12 protein-coding genes and 2 pseudogenes are annotated in these 12,649 nt (G+C 40.1%); 1 reads left to right on the top strand and 13 read right to left on the bottom strand.

Annotated elements, in window-relative coordinates; genetic code table 11:
• Nucleotides 1-96: 96 nt before the first annotated feature.
• From H6G76_RS34375 to H6G76_RS34360, 4 genes are all read right to left on the bottom strand, one after another.
• Nucleotides 97-603 carry a ribonuclease domain-containing protein gene (locus tag H6G76_RS34375; protein ID WP_190710683.1) on the bottom strand — a complete coding sequence of 169 codons (507 nt, stop codon included), beginning with the start codon at nucleotides 601-603 and terminating at the stop codon, nucleotides 97-99.
• 87 nt (nucleotides 604-690) lie between these two features.
• Nucleotides 691-1,086: a protease complex subunit PrcB family protein gene (locus H6G76_RS34370; RefSeq protein WP_190710682.1), complete on the bottom strand. Its 396-nt coding sequence runs from the start codon at nucleotides 1,084-1,086 to the stop codon at nucleotides 691-693.
• Between the two features lie 45 nt (nucleotides 1,087-1,131).
• Entirely contained in the window at nucleotides 1,132-2,823 is a 1,692-nt protein-coding gene (locus H6G76_RS34365) for a S8 family serine peptidase (RefSeq protein WP_190710681.1), read from the bottom strand.
• Between the two features lie 129 nt (nucleotides 2,824-2,952).
• A complete protein-coding gene (locus H6G76_RS34360; RefSeq protein ID WP_190710680.1) occupies nucleotides 2,953-3,516 on the bottom strand; it encodes a hypothetical protein in 564 nt (187 codons plus the stop codon).
• A 131-nt stretch (nucleotides 3,517-3,647) separates the two neighbouring features.
• On the opposite strand from H6G76_RS34360, the gene H6G76_RS34355 reads away from it, so the two are divergent.
• The gene (locus tag H6G76_RS34355; RefSeq protein ID WP_190710679.1) at nucleotides 3,648-3,905 is read left to right on the top strand and encodes a hypothetical protein; all 258 of its coding nucleotides are present in this window, start codon (nucleotides 3,648-3,650) and stop codon (nucleotides 3,903-3,905) included.
• Nucleotides 3,906-4,218: 313 nt separating this feature from the next.
• Here H6G76_RS34355 and H6G76_RS34350 read toward each other — a convergent pair whose 3' ends face one another.
• The 9 genes and pseudogenes from H6G76_RS34350 to aroQ form a co-directional block, all read right to left on the bottom strand.
• A complete protein-coding gene (locus tag H6G76_RS34350) occupies nucleotides 4,219-4,734 on the bottom strand; it encodes a hypothetical protein (RefSeq protein ID WP_190710678.1) in 516 nt (171 codons plus the stop codon).
• Nucleotides 4,735-5,023: 289 nt separating this feature from the next.
• A complete protein-coding gene (locus tag H6G76_RS34345; RefSeq protein ID WP_190710677.1) occupies nucleotides 5,024-5,548 on the bottom strand; it encodes a helix-turn-helix transcriptional regulator in 525 nt (174 codons plus the stop codon).
• Between the two features lie 500 nt (nucleotides 5,549-6,048).
• A pseudogene (locus H6G76_RS34340) lies at nucleotides 6,049-6,225 on the bottom strand (IS630 family transposase); the annotation flags it as partial.
• A 395-nt stretch (nucleotides 6,226-6,620) separates the two neighbouring features.
• Entirely contained in the window at nucleotides 6,621-8,063 is a 1,443-nt protein-coding gene (locus tag H6G76_RS34335) for an alpha-L-fucosidase (RefSeq protein ID WP_190710675.1), read from the bottom strand.
• Nucleotides 8,064-8,306: 243 nt separating this feature from the next.
• Nucleotides 8,307-9,257, bottom strand: coding sequence for a malate dehydrogenase (locus H6G76_RS34330; RefSeq protein ID WP_190710674.1), 951 nt, complete (start codon nucleotides 9,255-9,257; stop codon nucleotides 8,307-8,309).
• A gap of 77 nt (nucleotides 9,258-9,334) precedes the next feature.
• Complete coding sequence (locus H6G76_RS34325) at nucleotides 9,335-10,726, bottom strand: mercuric reductase (RefSeq protein ID WP_190710673.1); 1,392 nt, start codon at nucleotides 10,724-10,726, stop codon at nucleotides 9,335-9,337.
• A gap of 150 nt (nucleotides 10,727-10,876) precedes the next feature.
• Entirely contained in the window at nucleotides 10,877-11,254 is a 378-nt protein-coding gene (locus H6G76_RS34320; RefSeq protein WP_190710672.1) for a hypothetical protein, read from the bottom strand.
• Between the two features lie 93 nt (nucleotides 11,255-11,347).
• A complete protein-coding gene (locus H6G76_RS34315) occupies nucleotides 11,348-11,827 on the bottom strand; it encodes a nuclear transport factor 2 family protein (RefSeq protein ID WP_190710671.1) in 480 nt (159 codons plus the stop codon).
• A 234-nt stretch (nucleotides 11,828-12,061) separates the two neighbouring features.
• Nucleotides 12,062-12,538 (bottom strand): annotated as a pseudogene (gene aroQ, locus H6G76_RS34310) (gamma subclass chorismate mutase AroQ); the annotation flags it as partial.
• Nucleotides 12,539-12,649: the final 111 nt, after the last annotated feature.

The raw sequence follows: 12,649 nt of genomic DNA, 5'->3' as shown, positions 1-12,649 counted from the left end.
TATTGACATTAAGTCCTAATAAGCGTCCTTTCTACCAACAAGGTCAAAGAGCTATGAGACTTATTCTGTCTGCATTCTAGCCCTTTTTGTAGCCCCTTAAGAATACTTTCTTACGGATCTTCCGTTTGAACCAATCAATACGACGAGACGATGCCTGCCACGAGTACCATCATTAGCTTGACCAAGATCGTACTCTCGATACTCCTGCCCCTTTGCAAGGGAAGGTAATCGAGTACCCCCATGACCTCCTGCATTGTTATACACTCTGCCACCTGGATTGCCTGGTCTAATATTGGCTGTAATAGTTCTGACTTCATCTCTTTCAGATGGACTAAGGTAGTCACGACTGCGAGGAGTACCACGACGAGTACCGCCACGAGTGCCACCACGACCACCACGACCACCACGCCCTTCCAACCCTGCCTGTTCAACATATCCCTCGAAGTAAGTTTCCAGGTCTTTAGCTACTACCTCCAAAGAGATACTATCTAAGTTAGGGTATAGTTCATATTCAATGTTTTCTAATTCCTCTGGTAGGAATTCTAAGCTCTCTAGTTGAGCTTCTGAAAACAATTCCAAATTTTCGACTATCTGTGTAGTCATAATTTACTCCTGAAAAAATTGAGTTCGTATGTAAGCCGAGTTTGCGAAATCTGCCAAAATTTTGATGCTAACAAGGGTGGTATTTACTTAAGCCTGTCGAAACATAACCCTGTTTGCGGCAAGTTGGGGAATTGTAATTATCTGGTATGGGTGCGTAATCACCTCTGGAACAATGTCTTTAGGCTGAGGCTGGTGATAGGCAACTGTAATTACCAACGATGTCAGGTCATCTTGCTCAGAGCTTTTGGTCTCAACTGAGAGAATTTCCACCGAATAACCGCCAGTGCGTTTCTCCCCCATAAAGATTGCAGCTACTTGGTTATCTGTAAAATCCACTCTGGGAACAGGTGGAGGTGGTATGATATTTGAGGCGTGTTGCTGCCAAACCGAAGCCCATTCTTCTGGGTTATTAATTACCAATTGGCTGGCGGTTCGGTATCCGCTATCAGCGCCTCGTGCAATGATACGGAAGTCAACTTTCATCTGGTTGCACTCTTCTTACTTATTATCAGTCTGTTGAAATAGTCTCTATTTAGCCAGACTTGGGACTTGATGGATAATTTGATACGAATCTGTTTTTTTCTGACCACTGGACGTAGTATAGTTCAGCTTCAAAGAGAGATTGTATTGACTCGGTTTGCCATTGGGAGAGACTTCAATCTCAAAGTTGCGGATAACATCTGCCCCAATCCGCAAATTACCATAGTCTTGTTCGGCAGCCGTGACATTAATATCACCAGTAGGTGATACCAAACTAGCTTTTACCCCCTGCATAACTTCCTTGCTAGTATTTTTCACGGCAATGTTTAGTTGTTCTAGTAACTTCCTTTGTTTGACTACCGAGGTGTAGATAATCTGTTTCTCTTCTGATGCAGGTTGTGCTGCCATCTGCAAAGCCTTGACAACATCGACTAAACCTTTGCCCTGGACATTGGGGTCAGTGGTTGACTCCAGTGGTTTTGCAGATTCCATAAGTATTTTTTTAATCTGCCAAGGTTCGAGTTTTGGATTACGCTCCAATAACAAAGCACTTATACCAGCAATATGAGGTGATGCCATACTAGTACCGCTCATCTTTTGGTAACTACCGCCAGGTACAGTAGATACAATTTGTTCGCCAGGTGCTAGGATATCCGGTTTTGGTCGGTTGTCAGCAGTTGGCCCACGACTGCTAAAAGGCATCACTTGAGTACCGTCGTGGCTAGATGCTCCAACAACAATCACATCACCAAAAGCATCTGCGGGAGAGGTAAGAGTTCGCGGTTCAGAACCATTATTACCTGCACTCTTAACCAAGACTAAGCCTAATTTTGCGGCTCGTTCCGCAGTTTTTGCCCAAATATTAGTACCATCTAGCTCTGTCGGAACTCCCCAGCTACAGTTAGCTACTTTTACACCTTCCTTCATGTCTTTAATCACATCTTCAATGGCATCTGCACCTTTAAATCCTTCCCCCGATTGAGTTGTCTCAGAAGGTAATAACTTATAGTTCCAAATAACTGCTTCTGGTGCCATACCTTTGTACTGTGAGCCATTGCCAGCAATGATACCCGCTACGTGAGTTCCATGTGGGTGGGGGTTTCCCCAAGGTTCACTAGTATAATTTCGCTTATGGACAACACGACCTTTCAAGTCAGGATGGTTAATATCAACTTCGCCATCAAGAACAGCAATAATCACCCCTCTGCCAGTACCAACTATCCCTTGAGTTCTAGCATTGGCTAAACCCACAGTTACAGAACTTTGGTCTAGTTCTAATCTCAAGGGTTTATCAGCTTCCAAGCGGACTATATTACTTTGCTGTGAGAATTTTTGAATTTGGGCAGGGGTGAGATTAGCAACGACAGCTTCACCTAATGTCAGGTGTTCCTCAAAAGCCTGCTCTTGTTTTAAATCCTCTATGAGTGATTCAATATCTTGATTTACTAAGCTTTCAAACTCATCGAAGGCATCAACTTCAAATTCTTCATTGCGTTTTTGGTAAATTTCTTCCAATTGCTTAAACTCTTCATAGAACTCCTCAAAGCATTTGGTCGGTTTGTAATAAATCATTACCCGTTGACGTATTGTTGAATTAACATCGTCAACTTCATCCATAATTTGATACTCTAAGAAGCGGTCAAGTTTGCCTTCAATTTCAGATCCCCATTTATCATTAATTTCAAGTTCGGCTTTTTCTAGTTGCTGTTCTGTGAAATCGAAATCTTCTTCTGAAATCATGATTTGCTCCTTAAAAATAAGAGGGTAAGTACTGCTTACATAGAGGCTAAAAAATTGATTTTTACATTGTAATTGTTGCTCACTCTACGGCTATTGAAAATATTGCAAGATATAAGTTATACAGCTTAATTATCTTCTTCTTCGCTTACCGAAAAAGTCAATTGCCGAAGGCAATAACTTAGCACCAATCCTAAACAAAGCCCCCCAAAATTCTGCTACTACTGGAATTTCTTCTGGTTTTAGCCCAGCTTGTTTGCAAATACTAGGAAAAAGACGAGCCACAATTGCAGGAATAAAAATAGCAGGCATCCATTTAAAATGAGTTGGCAATATCTTAGTAATGATTGGAGTCAACAGTTGGGTGACAGCATCAGGACTTTTGCGACAAGCCGCTTGCAGCTTGGCACGAGTCCTCGGATTACTAGTTATTTTTTTTACCGCATTTTTGATTAAAGCAGTGAATACTTTTGCTAACTGTTGAATTACATAACTATTTGGATTACGGCGTTCAATATCTCCCCCCAGGTAAGCTTCTATATCTTCAGCTACACTTTCAGTAGATACACTTTCGAGGGTTTCCTCTAGCTGAGATTCAATCCCTGCTTCTAATGACTCAACTTCTATACTTTCTATATCTGCCTCAGAAAACAATTCTAGCTGTTCTAGTGAATTAACAGATGCTAATATTGACATGATTTTTTATTGTGAAAAGATGAGTAGTTTTACAAGTTTAATTTAAGCTTTACGCAATGAAAACATTCGAGATAACCACATCTATTACATTTATTTACGCGGTAAATAAATGCAAAATATCAGCAATTTATGTGGATTATTATTTAGGTAAAACCTATCAAAAAAAGCAAATTGGTTTTTCCTCCCCTCAAATAGGCTACGGTGTACACACAAGTCTGGAAATCCTACCTAACGTTTGGTTTCGCCGTCTAGCTTTCGGTTTTGCGATCGCTCTGGAAGCTTGTCATTGCGAGGAAGAACGACGTAGGCGTAAGACTTCCCGCAGGGTAGCAATCGCTTTAATTACGGGATTATGCGATGACTTCGCTCCGTTATCACTGCGCTCGTAATGACAATTTAAGGGGTTTATAACGCCTGAAACCCTTACAGCTACCACTTGTGTGTACACGGTAGCCTCAAATAGGGGAAGATTAAGGTTGAGGAAATGTGAAAGCAGTAGTCCTAACAAAAATTGTGATTTGTAAGACTGGCTAGCATCACTTAGCCAAAAAACTACGATAGTCTTTGCAAACGAGTAGAGGACTGAAGAATATCGGGTTTCAGGGTTTGAACGAAGTATCAAGGGAGACTTAAATCAACAATTTTCTGTCTTTTTTGACCCTTTAGAATAACACCTCCATCGGTTTGCAGAGACTACCATAACTAGTTCCAAAAACTCGTAATTACACCTTCAGTCGCAGCAGATATTTCCTCTGATTTCAACCCAGCATCTTTGGAAATAGCAGGAAAAAGGCGAGCCACAATTGGCGGAACAAAGATGGCAGACAACCATCTGAAATAGGTTGGCAATGCCTTGGTAATGATTGGAGTCAATAGTTGAGTGACAGCATCGGGACTTTTGCGACAAGCCGCTTGCAGCTTGGCACGAGTTCTAGGATTACTATTGATTTTTTTCACAGTATTTTTGACTAAAGCGGTAAAAATTTTCGTCAGCCGTTTAATCACCAAACTGCTAGGAGGACGACGCTCTAAGCCTCCTTCAATGTAAGCTTCTACATCTTCAGCGACACTTTCAAAAGATACACTTTCTAAGTTTTCCTCTAACTGAGATTCAATCCCTGCTTCAGCTGAACCGTAGTCTAAGCTTTCTATATCAGCTTCGGAAAACAATTCTAGCTGTTCAGTTGCACCATTTGTTGTTGCTGTATAAGTTGTCATGATTTTATCCTTTCAGAATTTGATTTTTATTGAAGGAAAGTCTTTAATGAATCATCATAGAAATAATATTTGAATTTCCAGATTTATCAAGAGATAATAAGCTTTTTCCTCATATCTCTTTTCCTTTCCATACACATATATTATCTTGAGCAAATAGGCTTGGCAATTAATTATTTTTCGATAAAAATCATTCGTCATAAATAAAATATTCCACATTTTAAAAAGAAAATTACAGACTTATTTAAATAAGTCTGTAATTTGGAAAAATAGTTCTTAGTCATACTTGTATTTATTTTTCAGCTACTTTAAAACGCTGTGCTGCTCTCCAAGCACGAGGAGTATTTTGATAGCGATTGCGAAACTGACAATAGAAATGATTGATATTTTGATAGCCTACTTTCAAAGCAATATCATCAACAGAATAATTAGTTTCTAAAAGCAAGTAGCTTGCAGCTTTTAGTCGACGGTCAATAATCCAATTATTAACTGTTCTCCCAGTAATTCTGCGGACTAAGTCGGTTAAGTAAGCTGGAGAATAACCAACAGCTTGAGCTACTTCTTTTAGTTTAATATTTTGATGATAATTCAATTCAATGAACTCGAAAACCTCGCGCATCCTGGGAATCGTTGGAAAGATAGAATTATGAGCATTTGATTTTTTATTTTCAGTGTTATTAGAAAATGTCTGATATTTTAACTTAACATTAACAATACCGTTTTCTGTATTAATGACATCAGGCTCTGCTTTATCCAAGCATTTAATTAATATTTCTTTGGCTTCAGGATGTTCATCAATTAATAAAATATTTCTCATACTTTTTCCTAATATTAGGCCTCTTGTATGAATCAGATTATGCAACTAAATAAATGAATCTTCTGCAACTCTTTACTTCTTTGTGCAGCAGTCGCTACCTTGCGGGAATACTTTGGGCAAACAAGTCGGTAGAGCCGCCCAACGCGCTCGCTGCCTTGCTTTTGCGTGAAACTTAAAATTCTTATTTTATAACATTCGTGCAAGAAATCTATTGATTTTTTTGAACATATAGAGCGTGACGAAATGTTCAAGCTCTTGGGTTAAAGATAGAACAAACAAAGAATTATTATCGCGGTCGTAAGTCATGTTTCGGTTTGTATTAAGCAAACTTAAGCCTTACAATCCAACTGCGCTAATGTTGCTATGGATTAAATATAGACCATTGACCCTCTGTTGTCGTCCACTTTAAGTTGATATTTTTGTACAATCGAGTGATGGATAAACCCGTCCAGCTCTCAGTGGAAGTTTGTCTCAAACTAAAGTTTGAATTTAGATACCTACTTTAGTACAGTACGGTTACACGCTCCCTCAACGGTGAATGGTGCAATCAGTTGATCATCTCGATAGCTAGCAATCATGTTAATCTGACCCTGCTGCCGACCTGATTTGAGGTCGTAGAAGCGTTCTCCAACCGGGGAATATCCATAGCCGTAGTTATCGCGTTCATCCATACCCGAATGGCACTAAGAAAAGCTGAAAGGCTTGTGGTTTAACCCTCTTATGTCACTAGCGGAAAACAATCATCGGAGCGAAACTCTGAAACGTTGATTTAATAAAGTTTTGAGCTTTTATTTTCTAACAAAAACTAAAATTTATAGCCAAAAACTGAAAAGTAAAGCTCTCAAGGGCTTTCAGGCATTGGCTTTTCCCAAAGTGACAGAACAGGGTTAAGCACTCTGCAATTGCTTGCATAATTCATGTCGGGGCTTGGTCAATCTGGGGTAAGCTTTGGGACGACGTTTTTGAACTCGTGTTTTACTGCGTTTGCCCTGATTAATTCTCCGTCTCGCCCTTCTTTACTTCCGCAATATTAAACCTGAATCCTTACGATGTTTCTAACTTCTGAATCAGATTATAGAGGCATACATCTGATCTCTAATGTGTAGGCTGGTGATTTTTTGACTAAAAACTTGTGCGGTAGTATTATAGATAAATTCTGACCATACTGCTGCCACTCTAGTTTACCTCCAACACCTAACATCGTAATACTTGCTTTTTTCGGCAAAATTATTCCTGGAATAGTAACCTTCCCAAACGTTGGCTCATCAAGCAGTATTGCATATAATTTTCCTTTATTTGTTGTGTAGCGCACACGAATATTTTCTAGAGTTAAATCTTCTGCTCGTATCCAATAGCGCGAGCCAAAGATTGCTTTACCATTCACATCTAGCCATTTACCCAAGCCTTCTAATCTTTCAAGCTGTACTTTGGAGATTGAACCATCAGCCTTTGGCCCAATGTTCAGCAATAAATTCCCATTTTTACTAACAATATCTACAAATAAGTCTACTAATTCATCTACCGAAATCATATTCAAATCAGTATCATTTTGGTTATAACCAAACGAGTAGCCTAAACCCCTTGTACTTTCCCATTTTTTTGGTTCTATTTTTGTGAGTTGACTATATTCCGGTGTAGAAAAGTCAAAGTGCAACCCTAACTGACCACCTAAATCAAAACGGTCATTCACCACACCATCGGGTACGCGATTGTAAAAGTAGGCCATAATTTCATTCGCTTGCCCAATAGGGTAGCCAAGATCGTTCCATAATATAGATGGCTGATAGCGGTCAATTAACTCGCGCCAATGAGCATTCGCATAGTCTGCATAGGCTTTTTCCTGAATAATTGCTCCTACCAGCGTGTTGAAGTCTGTGATTGTTGTATCTTTGAAAGACCAATCAATACCACCAGAGTAATACACACCCATACGCATACCTTCTTTGCGAATAGCTTGTGTTAGTTCGCCTACAATATCGCGTGTTGCCACTCGCCCTGGCTGGTTTATAGTTTTACTAGGCCACAATAAAAAGCCGTCATGATGCTTCGTTGTTAGTACAACGTACCGCGCACCCACTTTAGAGAATAATTTTGCCCATTTCGAGGGGTTCCAATTTGTTATGGCTGCATTAAATCTGGGAATAAAGTCATCATAGGTGAAGGCTTCACCATAGGTTGCACTATGATAGTTATAAGTAGGGCTGCTCTCAAGTTTCATGGAGTTATAATACCATTCTGAGTAAGGGTTGTTCTCAAACCAGTATTCCCAACCACGCTCTGCAACAACTTTGTTCAGTTCTCCAGTTAGTGGTGCATAGCCAGGTACAGAGTATACTCCCCAATGGATGAAAATTCCCAGTTTTGCATCCTTAAACCAGTCTGAAACTTTATGCTTCGATAACGATTCAGTTGTTGGCTCATAAGTTCTTTGTGCAAGGGCAACAGAAGCGAATAAGTTCAAAAATACAGTTAACGATAATGTAGCAAACAGCACACGAACTAAAAACTTAATCATTACAATGTTCCTGATTGACAACGTTCTCAAACTTTAGAATGAAAGTATACTTAGCTTTTAGTCACTATTTTTATCAACAAGCACTGGATATTAAGTTTCAGTCCATCAAATAGTGAAATTAAAGCTATTTATTTCCTAAGTAGTCTCTACTGATATTTAACTCATGTATTGCCTTGTTCTATTTGATGGCAAAGGTATTGTTCAGGATATTGTGTTTTCAACCATAGCCGCACCCAATTAATTTTAATAATGCAAAAAATTATGGGCTTCATTGAGTTTGTTGGCTGATTGTTCTAATAAGCATTGTTCATGAGCATTTCTTGATAAAAGTAGTTGGTACTCAATACCTGTTGAGCCAATGATACATGGAAGTCCAAGAACAACTTCACTGCCAACTCCATAGTTAGAATTTGCTCTGGCCGATACTGGAAATATCTGCTTTTCATCTCGCAAAATGGTATCAACTAATTGACAAACTACTATTGATATACCATAGCTTGTATTTCCTTTGCGTTCAAAAATATTATGGCCTCGTTTACGAGTTAACTGTGCATACTCTTGCTGAATTTGTTCTAGCGTTGCTCCTTGTGGTATGGGAAATTCAGTTAACAGAATTCCCCCAATAAATGCACTAGACCAAACTACAAATTGACTGTCTCCATGCTCTCCAATCACATAAGCATGAACGTCAAGTTTTGCAACATTCAGCCGCTTTCCAATTTGATATCTCAGTCTAGCAGTATCAAGAACCGTTCCCGAACCGAAAATTAGATTTTCTGCTCTGGTAGAAGTAGCGATCGCAATCCGCGTGAGTACATCCACTGGATTGCTAACGATAATTATGATTGAATTCGGTGCAACTCGATCCAATTCTTTGATCGTGGAACGTATAATCTCTGCATTGTCGCTCAATGTATCTAATCGGTTCTGTCCTTGTTTTGGCTGCACCCCAGCAGTCACAATAATGATATCTGAATCAGCCAAATCTTCATACTGATTTGTTGGTATAATCTCCATCTCTTTAAGTAGGGGAATACTGTCTTCGATATCCCATGCTTGCCCCTCAGCTTTTGATAAGGTTCGATCAAAAAGGACGACCCTTACACATTTACCGAGTAAGACTAAAGCATTTGCAACGTCTGCACCTACATTACCTGCACCAATAATACCGATTTTAGATGTTTTACTAATCATGCTATATCTACTTTTTTCTCTTCAAGTGAGAAATGTCGTTTATTTGGTAAGTCCTTAGGTCTGCAATTGCCGTCTTTTTACAATTTGGAAAACAATATATTTAACCCTTCGGTCATCGTGGGATGAGTCAAAATACCATCGCGCAGAACGGTATAGGGCATCTGAGCTTGCATCACCATCTGCACTGTTGAAATCACTTCACCTGCTTCATGACACAACAAGGAACACCCTAGAATAAGACCTGTATCTGCATCCACGATCGCCTTCAAAAGTCCATCAGTTTGACCGAGTGTTTTCGCTCTCGGAACGGCTGACGCATCTATTTTCGCCACGCGGATAGCATATCCTTGTTGCTGTGCTTCAGTTTCAGTCAAACCCACATGAGCCAGTTCTGGATCGATGAATAAACACGATGGAACCAATCGCTCCCGCGTACTACGGTTGCTCCCATCAATTAAATTAGCTTTGATAATGCGATAATCATCGAGCGATATATGAGTGTATTGCGGGCCGCCGTTGATGTCACCTAACGCCCAAATTCCCGGAATGTTCGTCTCTAAGCGATCGTTAACTTGAATAAATCCGCGTATATCGCTTGCTACACCAGCAGCAGCTAAATTTAAGCTCTCGGTATTGGGCGCACGACCAACGGCGACGAGCAAATGTGACCCTTGGAGGGTGATTTCACGATCACCCACTTGGATTTGCAGGATGGTTTGATTACCAGTGCGATCAACTCTCAACACCTTCGCCTTCAGCAAGAATTCAATACCATCTTGTTCTAATAATGTTTGAACTGCGATCGCTATATCTGGATCTTGCTGTGACAGGATTTGCTCGCTTTGCCCAATGACAGTAACGCCAGAGCCAAAGTGCCGAAACACCTGGGCAAACTCTAAACCAATATAGCCACTACCGAGAACGATTAGGTGTTCAGGCAGGTGTTCTAGCTCCATAATTGACTCGCTTGTCAAAAACTCAACTTCTGTAAGTCCGGGAATGGATGGAATTAACGGTCGTGTGCCTGTATTAACAAACAAGCGTTCGGCGGTAAGTAAGCGAGTGTCCTCCTCAGTCGTCACTTCAATTGTTTTGGGAGCAACAAACCTTGCTGTGCCGACGATCAAGTTTTTATCCAGAGCCGTTTCTAAATTGTGCAAGTTCATTTCACGCGCAGATTGCACAACTGTTCGTTTTCGTTGAATTACCTCTGCTAAATTAACGATAGGTGTATTAGCTTTAACACCATAAGCGGCACTGTTTCGCACTGTGTTTGCCACATTGGCACTCGCCACCATAGTTTTAGTAGGAATGCAGGCAATATTAATACACCCGCCACCAATCATATTTAAACTGCGTTCAACCAGAGCAGTTTTACGTCCGTCAGCGACTAACGCTGGTGCAAGTGTTTTACCCGCTTTGCCGCCGCCGATAATAATATCATCATAGTGTTGAACGTTCACTTCCATATCTTTTGAGTTCGATTGGGTGAATACAATGTCTCGAAGGTATTATGAACTTCAAAAAAGACTGGCTTCTTGAGAGGTTTTAGCGATCGTAACTCAAGATACTTGCCGTAACTGGGTTTCAAAAAAGTGCATAACACCTGCGCTGATGATTCAACTTTTTCTACAAGCTTGTTTCATCAGGATACGGTTGTTTTTATACACTTCTAAAGTTCCAGACTGCGGGTTATCTAACGTGCCATCCCACACCCAGTATTCATAAATTCCACTCCGAAACTTATACACTCGAACACCTTCTGTCGCTTTGCTAGTTCCTTTGCCCAAACTTAAATTACCATTATGACTGGTCGCGCGATAAAGCAGTTCACCGTTCTTATATTTCTGCCAAATATTGATGTTGTACCCACCCTGGCATTTTGTACTCAAGACGATGCCAGCTGTAGAATCAGCAGAAGCTATTAAATAACAATTAGTTAATACACTAATAGGCAGAGCAAGTAATAATGCGGATATCTTTAGTAGTATTTTCATTGTGTTCAAGAGTATTGAAAAACTAATTAGACGGTATTGGCGATATATCCAAAATTTATCAGTGCTGCGTTAAGTGCAAATGCCATCCAATTCTCAAAGATTGAGGTCGGACAATCCGGGATGATCGTCAGTGCGACGACCTAGTATCCAGTGGTATTTGCGTTCGCTGTGGTGAATGAGCAGGTCGTTGATGCTAGCAATACGCCATCGCATAAATCCATGTTCGTCAAACTCCCAATTCTCATTACCGTAAGAGCGAAACCAATTACCGGAATCATCATGCCATTCGTAAGCAAACCGGACAGCAATGCGGTTGTTTTGAAAAGCCCAAAGCTCTTTGATCAGACGGTAGTCTAATTCTTTAAGCCACTTACGTTTCAAGAACTCGACGATCGCTTCACGACCAGATAGAAATTCTGAGCGGTTACGCCAATTGCTATCCGACGTGTAAGCAAGTGATACTAGTTCAGGGTTTCGTGTGTTACAAGCATCTTCCGCAATTCGGACTTTTCGGATAGCGGATTCATTATCAAAAGGTGGCAGGGGTGGTCGAGAATTTTCAGGGTTGTTCATAGTCTGTAACCGGTAGAATCGGGATTCTTGTTCCGAGAGGCTTGGCCAACTTCTCAACATAGTTGGATTAAAATTACAACAGATTTCAAGGTTGTGAAGTACACAAACTAACTCCCAAAGGCAAGTATGAACCCTGTTGTATTTCTGGATTCTGAATTCTGCTGTAAGGGTGAAAGAGCAGTTAAATGGCCATAAACTTCATTTTTTACCTCAATCAGCAGCAGTGTAATTTCTTTAAATGCTGCAAGAAGAAGTTTTGAAATTGAGTAGGGGTGAAATTGCAATAGACTGCACTTGCTTGACAATACCATCTCCCTGAATAATCACCTGGGAACGTGATTTTATTAATTCTTGTATCTGCGGACAACCTAGAAATTGAGTCAGTTCTGTTAAAGCAAAAAGGAATTCTGTGTTTAATTTATCTAAAGATGGTCGCAATATTTGGTTTAAGTCTGGCACGTGAGGAAAAGCTTTAATTCCTTGCTTTTGCCAGGTTTGAAAATCAACTGATTGGATAAGTTTTCCTGCTTCTATTTGTGATTGAAAAAATGCTGCAACCATATCGGGATCTAAACTATAGATTGTTGCTTGTTGCCTAACTTTTAATAATAACTCTTGTTCACGCTTTCGATCCTCAATAGGAAGTTTATGATTCCATTTCCACCGGGCTACATCATGTGCAATTAGCAATCGCTGCTGGATCAATTTTAGTAATTTATCTCTTGCGGGGGGACAAAATGGTCTAGAATGCTTATCTTACAAAGAGTGTAGCAATTTGTGGTAAAAGAAAAAGAGCATTTATTCGCAATAAGCTCTATTTAA

Source organism: Nostoc sp. FACHB-152, assembly GCF_014697475.1.
Classification (GTDB): domain Bacteria; phylum Cyanobacteriota; class Cyanobacteriia; order Cyanobacteriales; family Nostocaceae; genus Nostoc_B.
This window is presented reverse-complemented; position numbering and strand designations above follow the sequence as displayed.